This is a genomic window from Streptomyces sp. NPDC044063, from assembly GCF_056434285.1.
This window is the reverse complement of the sequence record NZ_JBWKFM010000013.1, coordinates 189,892-213,438: the sequence shown is the minus strand read 5'-3', so window position 1 is coordinate 213,438 and position 23,547 is coordinate 189,892. Positions and strand designations below refer to the sequence as shown.

Annotated in this window: 24 protein-coding genes; 13 read left to right on the top strand and 11 right to left on the bottom strand. The window is 72.5% G+C overall.

Features of this window, described 5'->3' with window-relative positions:
- The first annotated feature begins 44 nt into the window (after positions 1–44).
- Positions 45–782 carry a hypothetical protein gene (locus AC07BS_RS18610; protein ID WP_478641144.1) on the top strand — a complete coding sequence of 246 codons (738 nt, stop codon included), beginning with the start codon at positions 45–47 and terminating at the stop codon, positions 780–782.
- Here the strand turns inward: AC07BS_RS18610 and AC07BS_RS18605 are convergent.
- The 4 genes from AC07BS_RS18605 to AC07BS_RS18590 form a co-directional block, all read right to left on the bottom strand.
- The gene (locus AC07BS_RS18605) at positions 749–1,468 is read right to left on the bottom strand and encodes a hypothetical protein (protein WP_478641143.1); all 720 of its coding nucleotides are present in this window, start codon (positions 1,466–1,468) and stop codon (positions 749–751) included. The genes AC07BS_RS18610 and AC07BS_RS18605 overlap by 34 nt on opposite strands.
- Positions 1,465–3,231, bottom strand: a complete 1,767-nt coding sequence (locus tag AC07BS_RS18600; RefSeq protein WP_478641141.1) for a phosphatidylglycerol lysyltransferase domain-containing protein — start codon at positions 3,229–3,231, stop codon at positions 1,465–1,467. Before AC07BS_RS18600 ends, AC07BS_RS18605 begins: the two co-directional genes overlap by 4 nt.
- A 74-nt stretch (positions 3,232–3,305) precedes the next feature.
- Complete coding sequence (gene cobT, locus AC07BS_RS18595; protein ID WP_478641139.1) at positions 3,306–4,352, bottom strand: nicotinate-nucleotide--dimethylbenzimidazole phosphoribosyltransferase; 1,047 nt, start codon at positions 4,350–4,352, stop codon at positions 3,306–3,308.
- 106 nt (positions 4,353–4,458) lie between these two features.
- Positions 4,459–5,667 carry a bifunctional adenosylcobinamide kinase/adenosylcobinamide-phosphate guanylyltransferase gene (locus tag AC07BS_RS18590; RefSeq protein WP_478933215.1) on the bottom strand — a complete coding sequence of 403 codons (1,209 nt, stop codon included), beginning with the start codon at positions 5,665–5,667 and terminating at the stop codon, positions 4,459–4,461.
- Between the two features lie 121 nt (positions 5,668–5,788).
- On the opposite strand from AC07BS_RS18590, the gene AC07BS_RS18585 reads away from it, so the two are divergent.
- Positions 5,789–6,004 carry a hypothetical protein gene (locus tag AC07BS_RS18585; RefSeq protein WP_478641137.1) on the top strand — a complete coding sequence of 72 codons (216 nt, stop codon included), beginning with the start codon at positions 5,789–5,791 and terminating at the stop codon, positions 6,002–6,004.
- Between the two features lie 88 nt (positions 6,005–6,092).
- Here AC07BS_RS18585 and AC07BS_RS18580 read toward each other — a convergent pair whose 3' ends face one another.
- Together AC07BS_RS18580 and AC07BS_RS18575 are read right to left on the bottom strand one after the other, a co-directional pair.
- Positions 6,093–6,851: a methyltransferase domain-containing protein gene (locus AC07BS_RS18580; protein WP_478933226.1), complete on the bottom strand. Its 759-nt coding sequence runs from the start codon at positions 6,849–6,851 to the stop codon at positions 6,093–6,095.
- 41 nt (positions 6,852–6,892) lie between these two features.
- The gene (locus AC07BS_RS18575) at positions 6,893–7,486 is read right to left on the bottom strand and encodes a DUF3043 domain-containing protein (RefSeq protein ID WP_478933213.1); all 594 of its coding nucleotides are present in this window, start codon (positions 7,484–7,486) and stop codon (positions 6,893–6,895) included.
- A 251-nt stretch (positions 7,487–7,737) separates the two neighbouring features.
- Here AC07BS_RS18575 and AC07BS_RS18570 point away from each other — a divergent pair, with 251 nt between their 5' ends.
- From AC07BS_RS18570 to AC07BS_RS18555, 4 genes are all read left to right on the top strand, one after another.
- On the top strand, positions 7,738–8,532 hold the full coding sequence (locus AC07BS_RS18570) for a PspA/IM30 family protein (protein WP_478641134.1): 795 nt from the start codon (positions 7,738–7,740) through the stop codon (positions 8,530–8,532).
- 63 nt (positions 8,533–8,595) lie between these two features.
- Entirely contained in the window at positions 8,596–8,874 is a 279-nt protein-coding gene (gene pspAA, locus AC07BS_RS18565) for a PspA-associated protein PspAA (protein WP_478933210.1), read from the top strand.
- Positions 8,875–9,055: 181 nt separating this feature from the next.
- A complete protein-coding gene (locus tag AC07BS_RS18560; protein WP_478933208.1) occupies positions 9,056–10,354 on the top strand; it encodes a sensor histidine kinase in 1,299 nt (432 codons plus the stop codon).
- A complete protein-coding gene (locus tag AC07BS_RS18555; protein WP_478641129.1) occupies positions 10,347–11,033 on the top strand; it encodes a response regulator in 687 nt (228 codons plus the stop codon). The genes AC07BS_RS18560 and AC07BS_RS18555 overlap by 8 nt, the downstream gene beginning before the upstream one ends.
- A 93-nt stretch (positions 11,034–11,126) precedes the next feature.
- On the opposite strand, the gene nadA is transcribed toward AC07BS_RS18555, so the two are convergent.
- On the bottom strand, positions 11,127–12,314 hold the full coding sequence (gene nadA, locus AC07BS_RS18550; RefSeq protein ID WP_478933206.1) for a quinolinate synthase NadA: 1,188 nt from the start codon (positions 12,312–12,314) through the stop codon (positions 11,127–11,129).
- Between the two features lie 239 nt (positions 12,315–12,553).
- On the opposite strand from nadA, the gene erpA reads away from it, so the two are divergent.
- On the top strand, positions 12,554–12,910 hold the full coding sequence (gene erpA, locus AC07BS_RS18545) for an iron-sulfur cluster insertion protein ErpA (RefSeq protein ID WP_004946545.1): 357 nt from the start codon (positions 12,554–12,556) through the stop codon (positions 12,908–12,910).
- Between the two features lie 64 nt (positions 12,911–12,974).
- On the opposite strand, the gene AC07BS_RS18540 is transcribed toward erpA, so the two are convergent.
- Together AC07BS_RS18540 and AC07BS_RS18535 are read right to left on the bottom strand one after the other, a co-directional pair.
- Complete coding sequence (locus tag AC07BS_RS18540) at positions 12,975–14,531, bottom strand: hypothetical protein (RefSeq protein WP_478933203.1); 1,557 nt, start codon at positions 14,529–14,531, stop codon at positions 12,975–12,977.
- A gap of 117 nt (positions 14,532–14,648) precedes the next feature.
- A complete protein-coding gene (locus AC07BS_RS18535) occupies positions 14,649–14,870 on the bottom strand; it encodes a hypothetical protein (protein ID WP_478641125.1) in 222 nt (73 codons plus the stop codon).
- A gap of 165 nt (positions 14,871–15,035) precedes the next feature.
- Here AC07BS_RS18535 and AC07BS_RS18530 point away from each other — a divergent pair, with 165 nt between their 5' ends.
- Positions 15,036–16,010, top strand: coding sequence for a carbohydrate kinase family protein (locus tag AC07BS_RS18530; protein ID WP_478641124.1), 975 nt, complete (start codon positions 15,036–15,038; stop codon positions 16,008–16,010).
- Between the two features lie 64 nt (positions 16,011–16,074).
- Here AC07BS_RS18530 and AC07BS_RS18525 read toward each other — a convergent pair whose 3' ends face one another.
- Positions 16,075–17,472: an aminotransferase class V-fold PLP-dependent enzyme gene (locus tag AC07BS_RS18525; RefSeq protein ID WP_478641123.1), complete on the bottom strand. Its 1,398-nt coding sequence runs from the start codon at positions 17,470–17,472 to the stop codon at positions 16,075–16,077.
- 304 nt (positions 17,473–17,776) lie between these two features.
- Here AC07BS_RS18525 and ctaC point away from each other — a divergent pair, with 304 nt between their 5' ends.
- The 4 genes from ctaC (at position 17,777) to AC07BS_RS18505 (ending at position 22,241) form a co-directional block, all read left to right on the top strand.
- A complete protein-coding gene (gene ctaC, locus AC07BS_RS18520; RefSeq protein WP_478641122.1) occupies positions 17,777–18,748 on the top strand; it encodes an aa3-type cytochrome oxidase subunit II in 972 nt (323 codons plus the stop codon).
- Entirely contained in the window at positions 18,745–20,472 is a 1,728-nt protein-coding gene (ctaD, locus tag AC07BS_RS18515) for an aa3-type cytochrome oxidase subunit I (RefSeq protein ID WP_478933200.1), read from the top strand. Before ctaC ends, ctaD begins: the two co-directional genes overlap by 4 nt.
- Positions 20,469–20,867 (top strand): cytochrome c oxidase subunit 4, encoded by a 399-nt coding sequence (locus AC07BS_RS18510; RefSeq protein ID WP_086573983.1) that lies wholly within the window; start codon positions 20,469–20,471, stop codon positions 20,865–20,867. Before ctaD ends, AC07BS_RS18510 begins: the two co-directional genes overlap by 4 nt.
- A 129-nt stretch (positions 20,868–20,996) precedes the next feature.
- Positions 20,997–22,241, top strand: coding sequence for a L,D-transpeptidase (locus AC07BS_RS18505; RefSeq protein WP_478933198.1), 1,245 nt, complete (start codon positions 20,997–20,999; stop codon positions 22,239–22,241).
- A 35-nt stretch (positions 22,242–22,276) separates the two neighbouring features.
- Here AC07BS_RS18505 and AC07BS_RS18500 read toward each other — a convergent pair whose 3' ends face one another.
- Positions 22,277–22,678: a hypothetical protein gene (locus AC07BS_RS18500; protein ID WP_478648065.1), complete on the bottom strand. Its 402-nt coding sequence runs from the start codon at positions 22,676–22,678 to the stop codon at positions 22,277–22,279.
- 215 nt (positions 22,679–22,893) lie between these two features.
- On the opposite strand from AC07BS_RS18500, the gene ctaE reads away from it, so the two are divergent.
- On the top strand, positions 22,894–23,514 hold the full coding sequence (ctaE, locus tag AC07BS_RS18495; protein ID WP_478648066.1) for an aa3-type cytochrome oxidase subunit III: 621 nt from the start codon (positions 22,894–22,896) through the stop codon (positions 23,512–23,514).
- Positions 23,515–23,547 lie beyond the last annotated feature (33 nt).

Genomic DNA, 23,547 nt, shown 5'->3' with positions numbered 1-23,547 from the left:
CAGTACGTTGGCCGGGAGGAGAGCGGTACGGGAGCGGGAGTCTCATGGGTCACTGGCTGGCACGCAACATCGTGGAGCCGGGGAAGCTGCCGCTGCTGCTGGCGCTGGCCGCGTTCGTGCTCACCTTCCTGGTGACCCGGGTGATCACCCGGCTGATCCGGGCCGGGAAGGGGCCGTTCGGCAACATCCGGCCGGGCGGGCTGCACGTCCACCACGTGGTGCCGGGCGTCGTGCTGATGGTGGTCGGCGGCTTCGGGGCGGTGGCCGAGGGGCGGCACGGCTTCGGGGCGGCCGTGGCGGCCGTGCTCTTCGGCATGGGCGCCGGGCTGGTGCTGGACGAGTTCGCGCTCGTCCTCCATCTGGACGACGTCTACTGGACCGAGCAGGGCCGCAAGAGCGTCGAGATCGTGGTGCTGACGGCGGCGCTGGTGGCCCTGGTGCTCAGCGGCTTCGCCCCGTTCGGGGTCAACGAGCTGACGCCGGACGAGCTGCAGAACCGCACCATCGTGGTGACCAATACGCTGGCCAACTTCCTCCTGGCGCTGTTCGCCCTGGCCAAGGGCAAGCCGCGGCTCGCGCTGATCGGCGCGGTGGTGCCGCTGGTGGCCGTCGTGGCCGCCGTACGGCTGGCCCGGCCGGGCTCACCGTGGGCGCGGCGCTTCTACCGGAACCGGCCGCGCGCCCGGCGCCGGGCACGGGTACGCGCCTACCGGCACGACGCCCGCTGGGCGGCGGTGCGGAACCGGATTCACGATCTGGTGGCGGGCGCCCCGGACCGCTGACCCGGCTGCCGGTGGGCGTCGCGGCGGGGCTTGCGGCGCCGCAGCAGCTCCTCCACGCCGCACACCACGAGCATCGCGGCGACCGCGGCGATGTGCTCCTTGCCGGCCAGATTGGGCTTGAGGAGCACCTCCGCGACCATGGCGGCGACGACCAGGCCGAAGGTGAACCAGGCGCGGTAGCGCCAGGTGACGTACATCGCCAGGCCCACGACGGCCGCCGACGGGCCGGTGTCGACGACCTTCGCGGCCTCCCGTGGCAGCCCCAGCACCGAGTCCGGGCCGAGGGCGATGGCCAGGCGTGCGTACAGGGTGCCCGCGAGCGTGGCGACGTAGGAGACGGCCAGGGTCCGCCAGCGGCCCACCGCGCACTCGGCGATGCCGAAGACGATGAGGACCTGGGCCAGCGCCCCCCACACCGGCAGGTCCAGGGCGGGCACGAAGAGCGACAGGGGGGTCCGCAGCAGCGCCACCCACCAGGGCAGCCGCGCCTGCACGCTGCCCACCCGCTGGACGGCCCCGAAGCCCCAGTGCTGGTTCTGGACGATCTGGAAGGCCGCCGTGAGGGCCACGGCCGAGAGCGTCATCGGGACGGCTCCCAGCCGCTTGCGGACGAGCGTCCCCCACACGGCGGCGTACAGCGGACCCCATTCGGTGCGCGCGGCGCGGAGCAGCGCCGCGCGCGTCATCGACGGCTCTCCAGATGCTTGCGGTTGAGCCACTTGGGCAGGCCGGGAGCCTCCAGGAAGCCCTCCGCGCGGGCACTGGCGACCCCGATGCGCAGCAGGTCACTGCTCTTCTCGAACAGCATGAAACGAGGCTCCCAGATGGGGCGGTATTTCGCATTTGCTCGGTAGAGCGATTCGATCTGCCACCAGCGGGAGAAGAAGCTCAGCAGCGAGCGCCACATCCGCAGTACCGGGCCCGCGCCCAGCTTGGAGCCGCGCTCGAAGACGGAGCGGAACATCGCGAAGTTCAGCGACACCTGGGTGATGCCCAGCTCCTTGGCCCGCTGGAGCAGTTCGATGACCATGAACTCCATCAGGCCGTTCTCGGAGTCCCGGTCACGGCGCATCAGGTCCAGCGACAGGCCCTTGGGGCCCCAGGGCACGAAGCTCAGCACGGCGCGCAGCTCGCCCTGGCCGTCGTAGCACTCCAGCATCACGCAGCGCCCGTCGTCCGGGTCGCCCAGGCGGCCCAGCGCCATGGAGAAGCCGCGCTCGGTCGCGCCGTCGCGCCAGTCGTCGGCCCGGCGCAGCAGCTCGGCCATCCGCTCCTCGGGGATGTCCTCGTGCCGCCGGACGGTGACGGTGTAGCCGGCGCGCTTGACGCGGTTGTAGGCCTGGCGCACGGTGCGCATCGCCCGGCCGTCGAGGGTGAACTCGGCGGTGTCCACGATGGCCTCGTCGCCCAGCTCCAGGGCGTCCATGCCGTGCCGGGCGTAGATCGTGCCGCCCTCCTCGCTCGCGCCCATCACGGCCGGGATCCAGCCGTGCTCGCGTGCCTCGGTCAGCCACGGCTCGATGGCCCCGGGCCAGGCCTCGGGGTCGCCGATCGGGTCGCCGGAGGCCAGCGACACCCCGCCCACGACCCGGTAGGTGACGGCGGCCTTGCCGGAGGGGGACCAGATGACGCTCTTCTCGCGGCGCAGGGCGAAGTAGCCCAGCGAGTCGCGGTCGCCGAAGCGGTCCAGCAGCCCGCGCAGCCGGGACTCGTCCTCGGCGGTGAGCGGGTCGGTGGCGCGGCGCGACCGGAAGGCGGCGAACAGCACCAGCACCAGCAGGACCGTGCTCATCACGTTGATGGTGACGTTGACCCAGCCGGGGGGCGCGATGCCGGCGTAGCGCTGGTCGTCGGCGGCGATGGAGATCAGCCGCATCACGCCGTAGTGCCAGCGGTCCAGGAAGGTCGAGCGCTGCTCGTCGGTGGACTCGTTGGTGACGGTGACCAGCGCCGCCGCGAGCAGCGAGGTGACCAGCAGGCCGACCGCGGCGACGGCGGTGGCCAGCTTGGGGTTGGAGCGGTCGCCCTTGGCGTAGAACTCGCGGCGGCCCACCAGCAGGGCGAGCACGAACAGGGTGGTGGCCGTCAGGGAGAACCAGTTCAGCGGGTGCCGGCGGAACTCCGGGAAGACCATCACGAACACCAGGAGCAGCAGGAGCAGCCCGGCCAGGACCAGGTTCAGGATCCAGGCGGCGCGCTTGCGCCGGCGCATGGTGATCGCCAGGAACAGCGAGACCACCGCCGGGGCGAAGCCCGCCGACAGCAGATAGGGCGTGAAGAACTCGTCGACGTTGTGCCGTCTGACGTCCGCCCCGAAGGACACCCAGACGGCACCGAGCAGGTTGACGAACGTAACGGCACGCAGGTACCACACGGCGAACGACGCCGCGCGTCGCTGCCACGGGCCGCCGCGGGCGCCCTCATCCGGAGTCAAGCGGACATCTCCCATGGAAAGTGAGCATATGGGGCCCTTTCACGGCGGGATCCGGGCGCCTGCGACCGTACCGGAGACGGCCGGTCCCGTCAGGAGCGCTCGGGGAGCTCCGCCGCCAGGGCCGCGGCCGCCTGCACCAACGGCAGGGCCAGCAGCGCCCCTGTCCCCTCGCCCACTGTGACGCCGTGATCCAGCAGAGGGTTGAGTGCCATCCGGTCGAGCGCCTTCGCCTGCGCCGGGTCGCCGCTGGCCTGCCCGGCCAGCCACCAGTCCGGGGCCCGGAACGCCACCCGCTGGGCCACCAGCGCGCACGCCGAGGTGACCACGCCGTCCAGCACCACCGGGGTCCGGCGCACCGCGCTCTGCAGCAGGAAGCCGGTCATCGCCGTCAGGTCCGCGCCGCCCACCGCGGCCAGCAGCGCCAGCTGGTCGCCCAGCACCGGGCGGGCCCGGCGCAGTCCGTCGCGGATCGCCGCGCACTTGCGCATCCACGCCAGGTCGTCGATGCCGAAGCCGCCGCGGCCGGTGACCACGGACGCGTCCGTCCCGCACAGCGCGCCCACCAGGATGCCGGCGGCCGTGGTGCCGCCCACGCTCAGGTCGCCGAGGACGACGAGGTCGGTACCGGAGTCGGCCTCCTCGTCGGCGATCGCCATCCCGGCCCGGAACGCCGCCTCCGCCTCCTCGGCGGTCAGCGCGTCCTCGATGTCGGCACGGCCCGAGCCGCGCCGCACCCGGTGCCGGGTGACGTCCTCGGGCAGCTCGGCCGGGTCGCAGTCGACGGACATGTCCACCACGCGCACCCCGGCCCCGAACCGCGGGGCCAGCACCGCGGCCGGGCTCACCCCGTCCAGCACGGCGCGTACGAGCTCCCGCGCGCCACCCTCGGGCCCGCCGGACACACCCAGTTCCGCGATGCCGTGGTCGCCGGCGAAGAGCAGCACCCGGGGCCGCTCGACCGGCTTGACGGGCAGCGCGCCCTGCGCCGCGGCGAGCCACTCGCCGAGCTCGTCCAGGCGGCCCAGCGACCCGGCCGGCGGGGTGAGCCGCTCGCGCCGCTCCTCGGCGTCCCGCCGGACACCGGTGTCGGGGCGCTCGATCAGCGTGGCGAAGTCATCTAGATTCAGGCTGCTCATCCGCGACACACTACCCGCGGGTCACCCGCGCAACCGGCCCTCGCGATGAACGGTGGGCATCGGGATCGCCACCGCGGAAGAGCCACCGGCCGGGCCCCGGCCGGCCCTAGCCGCGCAGCGTCAGCGCCTGGCCCGCCACCACCAGCAGCAGGTGCTCGCACTCGTCGCCGATCGCCGCGTTGAGCCGGCCCAGCTCGTCGCGGAAGCGCCGGCCCGACGCCGTCGCCGGGACGACGCCCGAGCCCACCTCGTTGCTCACCACCACGACCGTGCGGCCGGTGGTCCGTATCGCGGCCACCAGCTCCGCCACCCGCCCGGCCAGCTCCGTCGCGCCGCCCGCCGCCCAGTGCTCGTCGTCCCACGCCCCGCAGTCGTCCATCGCGGAGGTCAGCCACAGCGCCAGGCAGTCGATGAGCAGCGGCGGCCCCTCCGCCGCCAGCAGCGGCACCAGGTCGCAGGTCTCGGCCGTGCGCCAGGAGGCCGGCCGCCGCTCCCGGTGCCGCGCCACGCGGGCCGCCCAGTCCGCGTCGTCGTCCCGGGTGCCGCCGGTGGCGACGTAGATCACCTCCGGGAAGGACTCCAGCCGCCGCTCGGCCTCCACCGACTTGCCCGAGCGCGCCCCGCCCAGCACCAGCGTCCGCCGGGGCACGTCCGGCACCGCGTGGTAGTCGCCGACGGGCAGCGTCGTGCCGTCCGGCACCGTCCGGGCGCCCGCCGCCGCCAGCCGCCGGTGGAGCTCCGGGCCCGGCGGGACGTCGTGGTCCAGATGCACCGCGATCACGTCCGTCGTCGGCCCGACCGCGCCCACCTCGCGCAGCCGCGCCAGCGCGTCGGGGCGGCCGGTCACGTCCAGCAGCACCATGGCGTACGCGCCCGAGTGCCCCGTGAGCCCCGCCAGTCCGGCCGGGCCGGCGCCCGGCGCCAGGTACAGCAGCCGCTGCCCGTCCGGGGAGGTCACCTCGTAGCCCGTGCCCGGCGCGTCCAGCGCCACGGCCCGCACCCGGTGGCCGCTGATCACCGACAGCTCGCGCCCGTCGGGCACCCGCACCGGCGCGGGCAGCCCCGCCGGGAACTCCACGGCGGGCCCGTCGCTCGGGTGCGAGAGCAGCACCTGGCGCACGCCCGTGATGGAGTGCCCGGCGCGGGCGGCGGCGAAGGCCGGCCCCGGGGTCAGGTCCAGCAGCAGCGCGTCGTCGACCAGCAGCGAGGTCGCCGCGCGCGCCTCGCCGCCGACGGCGGTGGCACAGGCGGCGCAGGGACAGCCGGGGCGCGGCAGCCCGTCGGGGGCTCCGGTGCCGAGGAGAGTGAGTTCCACCCCCTGATCGTCTCGCGTCCGCGCCCGGGGGTCGCGCGGGGCTCACCCTTTCTCGCCCTCCGCGGGTCCCTGATGGACCGTTAGGCTGCGCCCGGACACTCACAGAGCCCAGGAGGCGGACATGGTGTGGACCTGGCGGTTCGAGAAGAGCGACGGGACCGAGACGGCGCCGGTGCCGGAGCCCGAGGAGTTCACGACGCAGGGTGACGCGGAGTCCTGGGTCGGCGAGTACTGGAAGGAACTGCTGGAGAGCGGAGTGGACCAGGTGCGCCTCTTCGAGGACGACACGGAGATCTACGAGAACCCGATGAGCCTCCACGCCGCCGCGGAGTCCTGACGGGCGGCGCGACCGTACGACGGAAGGCCGCCGGCCGGGACCCGAGGGGGTCCCGGCCGGCGGCCTCCGTCTTCGTGCGTACGGCCCGCTACTGGCCGCCGCGCACGCCGCACAGGTGCAGCAGCGCGGCCACCGCGCGATACGGGTCCGTGCGGCCGGCCCGGTCCTCGGCGGCCAGCAGCCGTTCCAGCTCCGCGTCGCCGGGCGGCGTCCGCCCGTCGTCCGCCAGGTCCGTGAAGACCCGTACGCCGTACCAGGCCCGCAGCGGCGCCCCGATCCCGGCCAGCGTGGCCGTCAGGGTCTCCCTCCGGTCCGCACGCGCCTCGACGCCGATCCGGTTGGTGTAGGCGGGGGAGTCGAAGGCGGCCAGCGCGGTGTCCCAGTCGCCCGTCAGGCCCGGCCGCAGGGCCAGGGCGTCGGCGTTGCGCACCACCAGCGACAGCAGGCCGCCGGGCGCCAGCACCCGGGCCAGGCCCGCCAGCAGCGGGTCCGGCTCCGGCAGGTACATCAGCACGCCGTGGCACAGCACGATGTCGAAGCTGCCCGGCAGGAAGTGGGCGCCGGTGTCGCGCCCGTCGCCCTCGACGATCCGCACCCGCTCCTGGATGCCGGCGGGCTCGGCGGCCACCGCCCGGCGCAGGGCGCCGACCATCAGCGGATCGGACTCCAGGCCCGTCACCTCGTGCCCGGCCCGGGCCAGGCGCAGCGCCTGGGTGCCCTGGCCGGGACCCACGTCGAGCACGCGCAGCCGCCGCCCGACGGGGAACAGGGCGGCTATCTGCTCGTCGGTCTGGCGGGCGACCAGCTCCTGGCGGACGGTGTTCCGCAGCCCCCCGAGACCGTCCAGCCACCCCCGGGCGCCCCCGCCGAAGCCGGGCGCGAGGGCGCTCAGGGCTTCGCCCCGCGCTTGACCTTCGGCTTGGGCAGACGCAGGCGGCGCATCTGCAGGGTGCGCATCAGCGCGTAGGGGACCGCGCCACGGGTGTTCTCGTCGGGGAAGCGCTCCTTGAGGGCACGCTTCAGGGTGAGGGCGGTGATCACCGAGTTGATGGCGATCAGCAGGATGACCACGAGCCACGCCAGCAGCACATAGCTCTGGAAGGCCCCGCGGTTGATCATGCTCAGGACGAGGATCAGCACGGCCAGCGGCAGGAAGAACTCCGCCACCGAGTACCGCGAGTCCACGAAGTCACGGGCGAAGGAGCGCACCGGACCCTTGTCGCGGGCAGGGAGGTACCGCTCGTCCCCGCTGGCCAGGGCCTCGCGCTGACGGGCCAGGTCCACGCGGCGCGCCTCGCGCTGCCGGCGGGCGGCATCCTTGCGGTTCGCGGGCGTGGAGGCCAGCGAGCGGCGCTGGGCGTTGGCCGCGCTCCGCTTCGGGGTGGGGCGGCCCTTGGGGGCCTGCGGATCACGGGGCTGCTTGGGCTGGTCCGCGGTCACCTCGGGGGTCGCGGCCTGCGCTTTCGAACGGCTTCGGAACACAGAACCCAAGGGTACGGGGTCCGGGCCGCCCCTTCGGGCACGATCCGGCAACGGAGTGCGCCGGCCCCGCGCGGCGCCGGCGTGACCCCCTACTCCTCGCGCCGGAGGACCCGCCGTGCTGATCGTCCTGCAGGAGGACCCCATCCGCGTCCGAACAGTGCGGTAATGGAAGCGGGGCCCGTACTGTGGGTTCTGCAAGAGTGCTGGAGCCTATGCCCGACAGTTCGGTCAGAAGGGGGCGCGCGAGGCCCATGAGCGGTGTCATGAAGCGGATGGGAATGATCTTCCGCGCGAAGGCCAACAAGGCCCTGGACCGGGCCGAGGATCCCCGCGAGACCCTCGACTACTCGTACCAGAAGCAGCTCGAGCTGCTGCAGAAGGTGCGCCGAGGCGTCGCCGACGTGGCGACGTCCCGCAAGCGCCTGGAGCTCCAGCTCAACCAGCTGCAGAGCCAGTCCACCAAGCTGGAGGAGCAGGGCCGCAAGGCGCTCGCCCTCGGCCGGGAGGACCTGGCACGTGAGGCGCTGACCCGCCGTGCCGCCCTGCAGCAGCAGGTGAGCGACCTCCAGACGCAGCACCAGACCCTCCAGGGCGAGGAGGAGAAGCTCACGCTCGCCTCCCAGCGCCTGCAGGCCAAGGTGGACGCCTTCCGTACGAAGAAGGAGACCATCAAGGCGACCTACACGGCGGCCCAGGCCCAGACCCGCATCGGCGAGGCCTTCTCCGGCATCTCCGAGGAGATGGGCGACGTCGGCCTGGCCATCCAGCGTGCCGAGGACAAGACCGCCCAGCTCCAGGCCCGCGCCGGCGCCATCGACGAGCTGCTCGCCTCCGGCGCGCTCGACGACCCCACCGGCATGGCCAAGGACGACCTCACCGCCGAGCTGGACCGCATCTCCGGCGGCTCGGACGTGGAGCGGGAGCTCCAGCGGATGAAGGCCGAGCTGACGGGCGGCTCCGGCTCCCAGCAGGCGATCGAGGGCGGCTCGGCGGGCCAGGCCCACCAGACCCGTCCGCAGGACCAGCCGCGGTTCGACAAGAGCTGACGCGCCGCGGGTGACAGACTCGGCTCACCGGCACGTCCGCACGCACCGCGCAAGGAGACCGTCGTGATCGTACGGATCATGGGGGAGGGCCAGGTCAGGCTGGCCGACAGCCACTTCGCCGAGCTCAACTCACTGGACGACGAGCTGCTCGACGAGATGGAGAGCGGCAACGAGGAGGGCTTCCGGCGCACCCTGGGGGCGCTGCTCGACGCCGTGCGCCGGCTGGGCACGCCGCTGCCCGACGACGCCCTGGAACCCTCCGAGCTGATCCTGCCCGCGCCCGACGCCTCCCTGGCCGAGGTGCGCGAGCTGCTCGGCGACGACGGGCTGATCCCCGGCTGACCCGGCACCCCCGCGCCGTACGGCACCGCGGCACACCGCATCGCACCGCATCACCCCGCACCGCATCACCCCGCATCGCCCCGCACCGCATCGCTCCGCACTCCGCCGCGCCCCGCCGACCCCGGCCGGGGCGCGGTCGCAGCACCCGCCCGCCGCCGGCCCGCCCACGATGGGGACCGCGATGACCTCCCTCGCCGCCCGCCCGTACCGCTGGCTGCGCTCCCACCCCCTGGCCGCCGACAGCCTGCTGGCCGTCCTGGTGCTCGCCCTCGCGCTGACCGGCGCCTATCTGGGCCCGCGGACCGCCCGCCACCCGCCCGGCCCCCTCTTCGCCGTGCTCGCGGTGGTGGCCTGCGCCTCCCTGGTGGCGCGCCGCCGGGCGCCGCGCGCCGTGCTGGCCCTGACCGCCGTGCTGACCGTCGCCGCCACGGTCCTCACCCACGACGGCGGCCCCCCGCGCACCCAGGTCGCCAGCGCCACCGCGGTCGCCCTCTACACGGTCGCCTCCCGCACCGAGCGCCCCACCGCCTGGCGCATCGCCGCCGTGACCGTCGCCGTCCTCACCGTCGTCGTGATGCTCTTCGGGCCGCCGCCCTGGTACGCCCAGGAGAACGTCGCCCTCTTCGCCTGGACCGGGATGGCCGGCGCCGCCGGGGACGCCGTACGCAGCCGGCGGGCCTTCGTCGCCGCCATCGAGGAACGGGCCGTGCGCGCCGAGCGGACCCGTGAGGAGGAGGCCCGGCGCCGCGTCGCCGAGGAGCGGCTGCGCATCGCCCGCGAGCTGCACGACGTCGTCGCCCACCACATCGCCCTGGTCAACGTCCAGGCCGGGGTCGCCTCGCACATCATGGACAGCCGCCCCGAGCAGGCCAAACAGGCCCTCGCGCACGTCCGCGAGGCCGGCCGCTCGGCCCTGGAGGAGCTGCGCGCGACCGTGGGCCTGCTGCGCCAGTACGGCGACCCCGAGGCCCCCACCGAGCCGGCGCCCGGCCTCGGCGTCCTCGACCAGCTCCTCGACGGCTTCGCCCGGGTCGGGCTGCGGGTGGAGGTGCGCGCGGCGTCGACCCTGCCGGACGGGCCGGGGGCCGCCGACCGCGCCGCCGAGGCGGCGACCGTCGTCGGGCCGCTGCCCGGGGCGGTCGACCTGACCGCCTACCGGGTGCTCCAGGAGGCGCTCACCAACGTCCACAAGCACGCCGGGAGCGGCGCCCGTGCCGAGGTCGCCCTGCTGCGCGGCGCCGACACCCTGGCCCTGACCGTCCTGGACGACGGCGGCGACCGGCCGTCGTCGGACGCCGCCGGGAGCGGCCCGGCCGGCGGCGGGCACGGTCTGATCGGCATGCGCGAGCGGGCCACCGCGCTGGGCGGGACCTGCGAGGCGGGCCCGCGCGGGGACGGTCCCGGCTTCCGGGTACGGGCGGTGCTGCCGCTTCAGGCCCGTGCGGGTGACCGGTCACCCCTAGGGTTGACGCATGACTGAGCCGATCACGGTCCTGCTGGCCGACGACCAGGCCCTGCTGCGGAGCGCTTTCCGGGTGCTGGTGGACTCGGAGCCGGACATGCGGGTGGTGGGGGAGGCCGCGGACGGGGCCGAGGCGGTCGCGCAGGCCCGGCGGCACGTACCCGACGTGGTGCTGATGGACATCCGGATGCCGGGGACGGACGGCCTGGCGGCGACCCGGGAGATCTGCGCGGACCCGGCGCTGACGGACGTGCGGGTGCTGATGCTGACGACGTTCGAGGTCGACGAGTACGTGGTGCAGTCGCTGCGGGCGGGCGCCTCGGGCTTCCTGGGCAAGGGCGCGGAGCCGGGCGAGCTGCTGGCCGCGATCCGGGTCACGGCCGCGGGCGAGGCGCTGCTGTCGCCGGCCGCGACCAAGGGCCTGATCGCCAGGTTCCTGTCCCAGGGGGACCCGGCCGACCGGCCGTCCGGCACGGGCGCCGTACGGCTCGACGCGCTCACGGGCCGGGAGCGGGAGGTGCTGGTGCACGTGGCGGGCGGGCTGTCCAACGACCAGATCGGCGAGCGGCTGACGGTGAGCCCGCTGACGGTGAAGACCCATGTGAACCGCGCGATGGCGAAGCTGGGGGCCCGGGACCGGGCGCAGCTGGTGGTGATCGCTTACGAGTCGGGCCTGGTGCGGCCGCGCACGGACTGAGGGCGGACAGGCATCGGCCGCGGACAACGCGCCGGCGCCGGCCGGGCCGCGATGGGCGGCCGGCCGGCGCCGGGTGGACCGGTGGGCCCGGGGTTACGGGAGGGCGAGCATCCGCTCCAGCGCCAGCTTGGAGAAGCTCGCGACCTCGGGGTCGACCTCGATGCGGTTGACGACCTTGCCGGCGGCCAGCGACTCCAGCGCCCAGACCAGGTGCGGCAGGTCGATGCGGTTCATGGTCGAGCAGAAGCAGACCGTCTTGTCGAGGAAGACGATCTCCTTGTCCTCCGCGGCGAATCGGTTCGCCAGACGCCGCACCAGGTTGAGCTCGGTGCCGATGGCCCACTTGGAGCCGGCCGGGGCGGCCTCCAGGGCCTTGATGATGTACTCCGTCGAGCCCACGTAGTCGGCCGCGGCGACGACCTCGTGCCGGCACTCGGGGTGCACCAGGACGTTCACGCCCGGGATGCGCTCGCGGACGTCGCGGACGGACTCCAGCGAGAAGCGGCCGTGCACCGAGCAGTGCCCGCGCCACAGGATCATCTTCGCGGCGCGCAGCTCCTCGGCGGTCAGACCGCCGTTCGGCTTGTGGGGGTTGTAGACGACGCAGTCCTCCAGCGACATGCCCATGTCGCGGACGGCGGTGTTGCGGCCCAGGTGCTGGTCCGGCAGGAAGAGGACCTTCTCGCCCTGCTCGAAGGCCCAGTTCAGGGCGCGCTCGGCGTTGGAGGAGGTGCAGATGGTGCCGCCGTGCTTGCCGGTGAAGGCCTTGATGTCGGCCGACGAGTTCATGTAGGAGACCGGGACGGTCACCTCGGCTATACCGGCCTCGGTCAGCACGTCCCAGCACTCGGCGACCTGCTCGGCGGTGGCCATGTCGGCCATCGAGCAGCCGGCGGCCAGGTCCGGCAGGACGACCTGCTGGGCGTCGGTGGTGAGGATGTCCGCGGACTCGGCCATGAAGTGCACACCGCAGAAGACGATGTACTCGGCGTCCGGGCGGGCCGCGGCGTCACGGGCCAGCTTGAAGGAGTCACCGGTGACGTCCGCGAACTGGATGACCTCGTCGCGCTGGTAGTGGTGACCGAGGACGAAGACCTTGTCCCCGAGCTTCTCCTTGGCCGCGCGCGCACGCTCCACCAGATCCGGGTCGGACGGCGCCGGCAGGTCGCCGGGGCACTCCACGCCACGCTCGCTCCGGGGGTCGGACTCGCGTCCGAGCAGCAGGAGGGCGAGGGGGGTGGGCTGGACATCCAAGGGCTGGGCGGTGGTCACGACACGCACCCTTTCTGTTCTGCGGGACGGCCGATCCGGCCTTGTCGTCAATTTGACGCTATCTATCATAACCTCTTCGCGTCAGTTTGACGATGATGATCGCGTCGATGTGACACATTCCCGATCCGGCGAACGGTGTGCGAGCATGAAAAGCGGAAGTCAGAGTCCAGGCCCGGAATGAATCCGGGACGCCGGCGGTTGCTGCCACCAGTGCAAGCAGTCCGCACCGAGACCCGGGAGTGAAGCAGATGTCCGTTCAGGACGAGAAGACCACGGTGAGCGACGGCATCCTCCTGTCCGACGCCGCGGCCGCCAAGGTCAAGAGCCTGCTGGAGCAGGAGGGCCGTGACGACCTGGCCCTGCGCGTCGCCGTCCAGCCCGGTGGCTGCTCCGGCCTGCGCTACCAGCTCTTCTTCGACGAGCGCTCGCTCGACGGCGATGTCGTCAAGGACTTCGACGGCGTCAAGGTCGTCACCGACCGCATGAGCGCCCCGTACCTGGGCGGTGCCTCCATCGACTTCGTCGACACCATCGAGAAGCAGGGCTTCACGATCGACAACCCCAACGCCACCGGCTCCTGCGCCTGCGGCGACTCCTTCAGCTAAAGCACCACACGCCGGAAGGGCGGCACCCCACGGGGTGCCGCCCTTCCGGCGTCGTACGGCGGGTCTACTTCTCCTGCCGCTCCCGCACGGTCTCGCCGTTGCTGACGTCCACGACCTTGCGGTCGCCCAGCGGCTCGTCCAGCGTCACCGTGACGTCCATCCGCTTGGCGATCATCACGCAGGGCCGGCCCGGCTGCTTCTCCGTGCCGGTCACCTTGACCGTCACCGCCGCGGCGGACTGCTCGGCGGTGGCCGCGTAGGAGTTGCAGACCCCGCCCCAGAAGGTCAGCGTCAGCTTCCGGCCGTCGTCCGCCACGGTGTACGAGTCCACGCGGACGGGCCCGGACGCCGCCGGTGCCGTGGCCGACGGCTCGCCGCTACTCCCGCCCGGCGCCGGCGCTCCGCCCTTCGCGATGAACTTCGGGTCGATGGCCGGCTGCGCGATCGTGACCGGCTCGTCCTTGTCGCCCGCGCCCGGCATCCGCGCCGTGAACAGCCACGACGGCACCAGCGCCGGCCGCCCGGCCACCGACTGCGCCGACAGCCCGAAGACCGCGCCCGTCACCGTCACCGGCTCGCGCCCATCCCGCTTGCCCTCGCACGGTCCGTCGCCGCCGTCCCGGAACGGCACCGCCGTCGCGCAGCCCCCGACGACCACCCGGCCGGTGCCCGCCCCGCGGTTCAGCTCGTCCAGCGCCTGCCGCGCGGTGAGCAGCGGGTAGACCGCGCCCTTCCGCGGCGTCTGGAGCTGCCCGCTGCCGCCGACCACCTGCCCGTCCGACCCGATCCGCAGCGTGGTCCGCCAGCCGTGGGTGGGCACCGCGTTCACCACGGGGTCGGCGTCGACCGTCCGCACGGCGCCGTACAGCCCGCGGGCGTCGATCTTCGCCTTGTCCTGGCCCAGCGCCTTGAACACCGGGGCGGCCACGCTCCTGGCCTTCTCCTCCGACACCGGGCCGGAACCCGGCTCCGTGGGCCCGCCGCTCGCCGCGCCGTCCCGGAAGGACGGGCAGGACGGGGCGGGGGAGTCCAGGGGCGAGCCCCCGCCCGGCCCGGCCGCGGGCGCGTCGCCCCGGGGGTGGGCGCAGTCGGTGCCGCCCGGCACGCCGTAGCGCGAGTATGCCCAGTCGCCCGGCCCCTGCCGGCTCACCTGGAGCGTGGGGCCGGCCGCGTCGGGCCCGCCGCCCACCGTCCAGGTGTCCTTGACCAGGCGCGGGGTGCCGCTGACGTCCAGGGCCTTGGCCAGGACCGCCACCTCGGCGCCGGACACCTCGCGCTCCGCCAGGTGGACGGGCGCCGTGCGGGGGCCGTCGGGCAGCGTGCCCGCCGCCCGGTAGCGCACGCCGTGGGGGTCCGGCTCGCCCACCGCGATGCCCTGGGAGGGGCCGCCGCGCGCGGCCGTCCCGCTTGTCCAGCCGTCCAGCGCCAGGGGCGCGGGGGAGCCGCTCCCACCGGGTGCGGCCGGAGCGCCCCCGCCGTCGCCCCCGGCCGCGGTCGACGCCCAGTACGCCGCACCGCCCCCGGCCAGCAGCACCGCCGCCACCGACGCCACCGCCAGCGGCGTGTGCCTCCGCCGCCGATTGCCGGGGCCCTCGCCCGGCATGCTGCCCTCGGTGGTCACCGCATCGCTCCTTCGTTCCGCTCAGAACTGAGTACTGCCGCATCCCCCGGGAAGGGGACGCCGCTTGGACGGAGCGCAGGAGCGAGCGGTTCCAGTGTGTCGTCCGGTGCGGTGCCGTCAGTCGCCGTAGTCCGACATCGCGTCCAGCAGCCGGGCCGACCGGGCGGGCACCGAGACCCCGTGGATCAGCGACAGGGGCGTTCTCACGGTGTCCGCCGGGGCCTTCGCGGGTGCCGCGGAACCGGTCCAGTGCGGCGCCATCCGCGCGCAGCACCCGCGCAGCTCGGCCAGTGACTCCGGTTCGACGGCGGGAGTGACGTCCTTCACAGTCTTCGGCATACCCGCACCGTACGCACCCGGGGCCGGGCCTCGAAAGAGCTACTATTAGGTAGATTTGCCCACTGACCGGCGAGAACCGGACCTGGTGTACGGCGGCGGAACCGGTAGCGTGGTGTGGCTCTCGATCGTTGTCCCCGTCATCTCGCCACCAGGAGCAGACCCCTCGTGCGTATCGCTGTCACCGGCTCCATCGCCACTGACCACCTGATGACCTTTCCCGGCCGCTTCGCCGATCAGCTCGTGGCCGACCAGCTGCACACGGTCTCCCTCTCCTTCCTGGTGGACGAGCTCGACGTCCGCCGCGGTGGCGTGGGCCCCAACATCTGCTTCGGCATGGGTCTGCTGGGCCTCCGTCCGATCCTCGTCGGTGCCGCCGGCGCCGACTTCGCGGACTACCGCGCCTGGCTGGACCGCCACGGCGTCGACACCGCCTCGGTGCACATCTCCGAGGTCCTCCACACCGCGCGCTTCGTGTGCACCACGGACACCGATCACAACCAGATCGCGTCCTTCTACACCGGCGCCATGAGCGAGGCCCGCCAGATCGAGCTCCAGCCGGTCGCCGACCGCGTCGGCGGCCTGGACCTGGTCCTCATCGGGGCGGACGACCCCGAGGCGATGATCCGCCACACCGAGGAGTGCCGCTCCCGCGGGATCCCGTTCGCCGCCGACCCCTCCCAGCAGCTCGCCCGCATGGACGGCGACGACATCCGGGTGCTGATCGACGGCGCCACGTACCTCTTCACCAACGAGTACGAGAAGGCGCTCATCGAGTCCAAGACCGGCTGGACCGGCGAGGAGATCCTCGCCAAGGTCGGCACCCGCGTCACCACCCTGGGCGCCCGCGGCGTGCGCATCGAGCGCGCGGGGCGGCCGGACATCGAGGTGGGCTGCGCCGAGGAGGAGGCCAAGATCGACCCGACCGGCGTGGGCGACGCCTTCCGCGCGGGCTTCCTGGCCGGCGTGACCTGGGAGCTGTCGCTGGAGCGCGCCGCGCAGCTGGGCTGCATGCTGGCGACCCTCGTCATCGAGACCCTGGGCACCCAGGAGTACGAGCTGCGCCGCGGCCACTTCATGGAGCGCTTCACCAAGGCGTACGGCCAGGAGGCCGCCGCCGAGGTCCAGGCCCACCTGGCCTGACACCCCATCTCCTGAGGAAGGGGGCCGGGCCGCACGCCCGGCCCCCTTCCGCGTTCTCCCCGCCTCAGGCGAGACGCCGCACCGTGTAGGCGGTCCCCGTCCCGCCCTCGGCCGGCCGCTCCCCGACGTACTCCTGGCCCCGCATCCCGCACCACGCCGGGATGTCCAGGCGCGCCGCCTCGTCGTCGGACAGGACGGTGACCAGCCCGCCCACCGGGACGTCGCCGATGACCTTCGCCAGGTCGATCACCGGGATCGGGCACCGCTTGCCGAGCGAGTCGACCACCAGCTCCCCCCGGTCCTCCGGGGCGGCCGGCGCCGCGGCGGAGGCCGCCGGGGCGCCCAGCTGCTCGCGCACCGAGGCGACCACCCGCGGCAGCACCCCGAGGAACGCCTCGACGTCCTCGGCGGAGGTGCCCACCGGCAGGGACACCCGCACATTGCCCTCCGAGAGCACCCCCATCGCCTGGAGCACATGGCTCGGCAGCAGGGTGCTGGACGTGCACGACGAGCCCGAGGAGACCGAGAAGCCCTCGCGGTCCAGCGCGTGCAGCAGCGTCTCGCCGTCCACGTAGAGACAGGAGAAGGTGAGCAGGTGCGGCAGGCGCCGTACGGGGTCGCCGGTCACCTCCACGTCCGGGACGAGCTCGGGCACCCGGGCGCGCAGCCGTTCCACCAGGGCGCGCAGCCGGGCGTCCTCGGCCGCCGCCTCCGCGCGCACCGCCCGCAGCGAGGCCGCGGCCGCCACGATGGCGGGCAGGTCGGGGAAGCCGGGGGCGCGGCCCGACTCCCGTTCGTCCGCCGGGCCCTGGGCGGCGAACCGGACGCCCTTGCGCACGGCCAGCAGGCCCACGCCCGGGGGGCCGCCCCACTTGTGGGCGCTGGCCGCCAGCAGCGACCAGCCCGGCTCCACCGGGCCCCAGCCGAGCGACTGCGCGGCGTCGACCAGCAGCGGCACCCCGGCCGCCCGGCAGACCTCGGCCGTCGCGGCGACCGGCTGCACGGTGCCGACCTCGTGGTTGGCGGACTGCAGCGCGGCGAGGGCGGTGTCCGGGCGCAGCGCGGCCGCGTACGCCGCGGGGTCCACGCGGCCCGTGCGGTCCACCGCCACCTCGGTGACGGTGCCGCCCGCCGCGCGCAGCGTGTCGGCCGCGTGGAGGACGGCGGAGTGCTCGACGGCGGAGACGACCAGATGGCGGCCCGTCCGGCGGCGGCCGGCGAGTGCCCCGGCAATCCCGTCGTGCAGCGCGCGTGTCCCCGAAGGGGTGAACGCGAGCTCGTCGGGGCGGCAGCCGACCGCGTCGGCGGTGGCCTCGCGGGCGGCGTCCAGCAGCATCCGGGCCCGGCGGCCCTCCCGGTGGAGGCGGGCGGGGTCGGCCCAGCCGTCGTCGAGGGCGGCCAGCAGCGCCTGGCGGGCGACAGGGTGCAGGGGGGCGGCGGAGGCCGCGTCGAAGTAGGGCACACAGGAACGCTAACCCCCCCTGGCCGGGGGCCGTCCGGCCCGGCCTTCGAGGGCTCCGGCGCGCGTCCGGGCGGGACCTCTCCGAGGTGCGCTGACGGTCCTCCAGATGGCCCCCGGAGCCCGAGATTCCACCGGTTCGGGGAGTGACCCGGCGCGTTGGGCACCCTCCCCGCGCGGCCCCAAATAGCGTCCAGTAGGGTTTGGTCCGCATAAACATCCAAACCCCTGCCCGCAGCGGGCCGGCGACCGACCAGCGAGACGGCCGCAGCCGGCCGCACGGGCGAGACTCTCGGGAAGGCGCTACGTGAGTCCCAACGGCTCCGACCGCTCGTCGCGGCGCCCGGTGCGGCGGAAGCTGCTGCAGGCGCTGGCCGCGGGCGCTGTCCTGGCGACCGCCACCGGTTGCACATCGAAGGACTTCCCCCGCCTCGGCATGCCAACGCCCGTCACGGAAGAGGCGCCGCGGATCCTCTCCTTGTGGCAGGGCTCGTGGGCGGCAGCGCTCGCCACGGGCGTACTGGTGTGGGGCCTGATCCTGTGGAGCGTCATCTTCCACCGGCGCAGCAAGTCCAAGGTGGAGATCCCCACCCAGACCCGGTACAACATGCCCATCGAGGCGCTGTACACCGTGGTCCCCATCATCATCGTCTCGGTGCTCTTCTATTTCACCGCGCGCGATGAGAACAAGCTTCTGACCAACCCGGAGAAGCCGCAGCACGTCATCAACGTGGTGGGCTTCCAGTGGAGCTGGGCGTTCAACTACATGGAGAACGTCGACGGCAACACCGCCACTCCGGCGAAGCCGCTCCGTGAGAACAAGGAGCTCGACGCGATCCCGGACCGGTTCCTCAACAAGGCACCGCAGGGCGCCGAGGGCGTCTACGAGGTCGGCGTCCCCGGTGACCGCAACCCGCAGACCAACAACCCGGGCCCGACCCTGTGGCTGCCCAAGGGTGAGACGGTCCAGTTCGTCCTCACTTCGCGGGACGTCATCCACTCCTTCTGGGTGGTGCCGTTCCTGATGAAGCAGGACGTCATCCCGGGGCACACCAACAGCTTCACCGTGACTCCGAACAAGGAGGGCACGTACCTGGGCAAGTGCGCCGAGCTCTGCGGTCAGGACCACTCGCGGATGCTCTTCAACGTCAAGATCGTCTCTCCTGAGCGGTACCGGGCGCACCTGAAGGAGCTGGCGGCCAAGGGCCAGACCGGTTACCAGCCGGCGGGTATCGCGATGACGGATCACGCGAAGAACGCGGAGACCAAGAACAAGTGAGCATCCTCAACGAACCCCAGGGTGCCGCCGCCGCAACAGCCACGGCAGCACCACCCGTACGCCAGAAGCAGCCCGGCAGTCAGGTGATCAAGTGGCTCACCACCACTGACCACAAGACCATCGGCACGCTGTACCTGGTCACGTCGTTCGCGTTCTTCTGCATCGGCGGCCTGATGGCGCTCCTCATGCGCGCCGAGCTGGCCCGTCCCGGCACGCAGATCATGTCGAACGAGCAGTTCAACCAGGCGTTCACGATGCACGGCACGATCATGCTGCTGATGTTCGCGACGCCGCTGTTCGCCGGATTCGCGAACTGGATCATGCCGCTGCAGATCGGCGCGCCCGACGTGGCGTTCCCGCGGCTGAACATGTTCGCCTACTGGCTCTACCTCTTCGGCTCGCTCATCGCGGTGGCCGGCTTCCTCACCCCGCAGGGTGCGGCCGACTTCGGTTGGTTCGCCTACTCCCCGCTGTCGGACGCGGTCCGCTCGCCGGGTGTCGGCGCCGACATGTGGATCATGGGTCTGGCCTTCTCCGGCTTCGGCACGATCCTCGGTTCGGTCAACTTCATCACCACGATCATCTGCATGCGCGCTCCGGGCATGACGATGTTCCGTATGCCGATCTTCACCTGGAACGTGCTGCTGACCGGTGTGCTGGTCCTGCTGGCCTTCCCGGTGCTGGCCGCGGCGCTGTTCGCGCTGGAGGCGGACCGTAAGTTCGGTGCCCATGTCTTCGACGCGGCCAATGGCGGCGCGTTGCTGTGGCAGCACCTCTTCTGGTTCTTCGGTCACCCCGAGGTGTACATCATCGCCCTGCCGTTCTTCGGCATCATCTCCGAGGTCATTCCGGTGTTCTCCCGGAAGCCGATGTTCGGTTACTGGGGCCTGATCGCGGCGACGATCTCGATCGCGGGTCTGTCGGTGACGGTGTGGGCGCACCACATGTATGTCACCGGTGGTGTGCTGCTGCCGTTCTTCTCCTTCATGACCTTCCTGATCGCGGTCCCGACCGGTGTGAAGTTCTTCAACTGGATCGGCACCATGTGGAAGGGCTCGCTGTCCTTCGAGACCCCGATGCTCTGGGCCGTCGGCTTCCTGATCACCTTCACCTTCGGTGGTCTGACCGGCGTCATCCTGGCCTCGCCGCCGATGGACTTCCACGTCTCCGACTCGTACTTCGTGGTCGCGCACTTCCACTACGTCATCTTCGGCACCGTGGTGTTCGCGATGTTCTCCGGCTTCCACTTCTGGTGGCCGAAGTTCACGGGCAAGATGCTGGACGAGCGTCTGGGCAAGATCACCTTCTGGACGCTGTTCGTGGGCTTCCACGGCACGTTCCTGGTGCAGCACTGGCTGGGTGCCGAGGGCATGCCGCGTCGTTACGCGGACTACCTCGCCGCCGACGGTTTCACCACGCTGAACACCATCTCGACCATCAGCTCGTTCCTGCTGGGCCTGTCGATCCTGCCGTTCTTCTACAACGTCTGGAAGACCGCCAAGTACGGCAAGAAGGTCGAGGTCGACGACCCGTGGGGTTACGGCCGCTCCCTGGAGTGGGCGACGTCCTGCCCGCCGCCCCGCCACAACTTCCTCACGCTGCCGCGCATCCGCAGCGAATCCCCGGCGTTCGACCTCCACCACCCGGAGATCGCGGCGCTGGAGATCGAGGAGAACCTCGCCGCTGACAAGGCCCTCGCGGGTGGCAAGGAGGCCGGCAAGTGAAGATCCAAGGCCGGATGTTCATCTGGCTCTCCGTCTTCATCCTCGCCATGGCGATCGTCTACGGCATGTGGGCGAAGGAGGCGGCCGGTACGACCGCCCTCTTCATGGCCTTCGGCCTGTGCGTCATGGTCGGCTACTACCTGGCGTTCACCGCACGCCGGGTGGACGCCGGTGCTCAGGACGACAAGAACGCGGACGTCGCCGACGACGCCGGTGAGCTGGGCTTCTTCGCCCCGCACAGCTGGCAGCCGCTGTCCCTGGCCGTCGGTGGCGCGCTCGCCTTCATGAGCATCTGCTTCGGCTGGTGGCTGATGTACTTCTCCGCCCCGGTCATCCTGGTCGGCCTCTTCGGCTGGGTGTTCGAGTTCTACCGCGGCGAGAACCAGAACCAGTAGGTTCCCCCGCACCCCGTCCGGGCCCCGCACACCACCGGTGTGCGGGGCCCGGCGCGTTCCCGCCGGGAACTCCACCCGTTCGGAGGCCCACCGGGAGCCGTGGGAGCCGATCGTTCCTACGGTGTGACCATGGGTCACTCACCTCGAAGCCGTATGGTGCCCGCCGGCGCCCTGCTGCTGGTCTCCCTGGTCCTGGGGGCCTCCGCGTGCGGCGGCTCGTCCAACCCGCTGGCCGATCCCCCCTACGACGCGGCCGGGGTACGCGTCGCCGGAGCCCAGGACGGCCGCAAGGCGGACCCGAGCAAGCCCCTGGAGGTCGCGGCCGACGGCGGCGACCGCATCATCGACGTCACCGCCACCGACGCGGCCGGACGCTACGTCAAGGGCGAGCTGTCGGCCGACGGCAGGCACTGGCACAGCACCGGCGCGCTGGCCGCCGGCGCCCACTACACCGTGCGGGTCAGCACGGAGGACGAGGACGGCGCCCAGGGGCGCCGGACGATCGGCTTCGACACCAATCCGGCCGACCGGCTGCTGAGGGTCGCCTTCGGCCCGCAGAACGGCACCTACGGGGTCGGACAGCCCATCACCGCCGAGCTCAGCGAGCCGGTCCAGGACCCGGCCGCGCGCGCCATCGTCGAACGCACCCTCAAGGTCGAGTCCGAGCCCCGCGTCCAGGGCGCCTGGCACTGGGTCGACAACCGCACCCTGCACTACCGCCCGCCCGACTACTGGCCCGCGCACGCCACCATCGACGTACGCGCCGGACTCGACGGCATCAAGGTCGGCGGCGGCCTCTACGGCGGCCCCTCCAAGCCGGTCCGCCTGACCACCGGCGACCGCGTGGAGGCCGTCACCGACGCCGCGGGCCACTACATGACCTTCACCCGCAACGGGGAGACCCTGCGCACCATCCCGGTGACCACCGGAAAGCCCGGCTACGCCACCCGCAACGGGGTCAAGGTGATCCTGGGCCGGGAATCCTTCGTACGGATGCGCGGCACCAGCATCGGCATCGCCGAGGGCAGCGAGGACTCCTACGACCTGCCGGTCTACTGGGCCACCCGGGTGACGTGGAGCGGCGAATACGTCCACGCCGCCCCCTGGTCCGAGGGGTCCCAGGGCATGGACAACGTCAGCCACGGGTGCACGGGCATGAGCACCGCCAACGCCAAATGGTTCTTCGACAACGTCCGGGTGGGTGACATCGTCAAGGTCGTCGGCAGCGCCGGCGCCACCATGACGCCGTTCGACAACGGCTTCGGCGACTGGAACATGCCCTGGAAGCAATGGCGCGAGGGCAGCGCCCTGGTGGCCGGCAAGCGGGAGGGCACGAGCCCGGCCGACGTGGCCCGGCTGCGCCCCCGGCTCTGACGCTCCCGGCGGGTCCCCGGCGGCCCGCCGGTCCGTCAGGCGTCCGCGCCAAGCCGCTCGCGCAGCAGCCCGGCCAGCGCCTCGGAGAAGGCCACCGGGTCCAGCGGATGGGTGACGGCCGCGTCCGCCCGGCTCCAGGTGGCCAGCCAGGCGTCCTGCGGACGGCCGATGAGCAACAGCACCGGCGGGCAGCGGAACACCTCGTCCTTCAGCTGCCGGCACACCCCCATGCCGCCCGCGGGCGCCGTCTCGCCGTCCAGGACGCACACGTCCACCGGGTGCTCCTCCAGGGCCCGCAGAACGGCGGGCAGCGTCGCGCACTCCACGTACCGCACTTCCGGTACGTCAGGGGCCGGGCGGCGTCCGGCGGCCAGCCGCACCTGCTCCCGCGTGGTCGCGTCGTCGCTGTAGACCAGTACCGTGGCGGTCGGCTGCATCGTTCCTCCATGCTCGTGGGCAGGTGGGCCGTCGTGCGCGGATGCTACTCCGCGAGCATGGTCCACGAGGAGGGTCCGACGGGCCCGGGGAGGCGGCGGAGGGCGCCCTTCCCCCCTTCGGGGGACCGCCCCACTGGGCCGTACGAGCTGGGCATACCGTCTTGACACACCGAACGGCACCCCCCGGAGTGAGCGCGAGATAAGCGACCGACATAATGTCGGTCGTGGCGACAGCAACAGCAACAGATACCGGGCACGCACACCCGTCGGTCAATCGACCGAACCTCACCAGCGTCGGAACCATCATCTGGCTGAGTTCCGAGCTGATGTTCTTCGCGGCCCTCTTCGCGATGTACTTCACCCTGCGATCGGTGACCGGTGCCGAGCACTGGAAGGAAATGGCGTCCGCGCTGAACCTTCCGTTCTCGGCCACCAACACCACGATCCTGGTGCTCTCCTCGCTCACCTGCCAGCTCGGCGTCTTCGCCGCCGAGCGCGGTGACGTGAAGAAGCTGCGCATGTGGTTCGTGATCACCTTCGTGATGGGTGCCATCTTCATCGGCGGCCAGGTCTTCGAATACACCGATCTGGTCAAGGAGGAGGGTCTCTCCCTCTCCTCCGACCCGTACGGTTCGGTGTTCTACCTGACGACCGGCTTCCACGGCCTGCACGTGACGGGCGGTCTCATCGCCTTCCTGCTGGTCCTGGGCAGGACGTACGCGGCCAAGAGGTTCACCCACCACCAGGCCACAGCGGCCATCGTCGTGTCCTACTACTGGCACTTCGTCGACGTGGTGTGGATCGGCCTCTTCGCCACGATCTACTTGATCAAGTAATCGGTCCCGTCCCGCACCGGACCAATCAGTCCA

What these genes read in the sequence shown, in the direction of transcription:
- AC07BS_RS18610 (WP_478641144.1), top strand. Translation starts at nt 45, where the DNA reads ATGGGTCACTGGCTGGCACGCAACATCGTGGAGCCGGGGAAGCTGCCG.
- AC07BS_RS18605 (WP_478641143.1), bottom strand. Translation starts at nt 1,468, where the DNA reads ATGACGCGCGCGGCGCTGCTCCGCGCCGCGCGCACCGAATGGGGTCCG.
- AC07BS_RS18600 (WP_478641141.1), bottom strand. Translation starts at nt 3,231, where the DNA reads ATGGGAGATGTCCGCTTGACTCCGGATGAGGGCGCCCGCGGCGGCCCG.
- cobT (WP_478641139.1), bottom strand. Translation starts at nt 4,352, where the DNA reads ATGAGCAGCCTGAATCTAGATGACTTCGCCACGCTGATCGAGCGCCCC.
- AC07BS_RS18585 (WP_478641137.1), top strand. Translation starts at nt 5,789, where the DNA reads ATGGTGTGGACCTGGCGGTTCGAGAAGAGCGACGGGACCGAGACGGCG.
- AC07BS_RS18570 (WP_478641134.1), top strand. Translation starts at nt 7,738, where the DNA reads ATGAGCGGTGTCATGAAGCGGATGGGAATGATCTTCCGCGCGAAGGCC.
- AC07BS_RS18560 (WP_478933208.1), top strand. Translation starts at nt 9,056, where the DNA reads ATGACCTCCCTCGCCGCCCGCCCGTACCGCTGGCTGCGCTCCCACCCC.
- AC07BS_RS18555 (WP_478641129.1), top strand. Translation starts at nt 10,347, where the DNA reads ATGACTGAGCCGATCACGGTCCTGCTGGCCGACGACCAGGCCCTGCTG.
- erpA (WP_004946545.1), top strand. Translation starts at nt 12,554, where the DNA reads ATGTCCGTTCAGGACGAGAAGACCACGGTGAGCGACGGCATCCTCCTG.
- AC07BS_RS18535 (WP_478641125.1), bottom strand. Translation starts at nt 14,870, where the DNA reads ATGCCGAAGACTGTGAAGGACGTCACTCCCGCCGTCGAACCGGAGTCA.
- AC07BS_RS18505 (WP_478933198.1), top strand. Translation starts at nt 20,997, where the DNA reads ATGGGTCACTCACCTCGAAGCCGTATGGTGCCCGCCGGCGCCCTGCTG.
- AC07BS_RS18500 (WP_478648065.1), bottom strand. Translation starts at nt 22,678, where the DNA reads ATGCAGCCGACCGCCACGGTACTGGTCTACAGCGACGACGCGACCACG.
- ctaE (WP_478648066.1), top strand. Translation starts at nt 22,894, where the DNA reads ATGTCGGTCGTGGCGACAGCAACAGCAACAGATACCGGGCACGCACAC.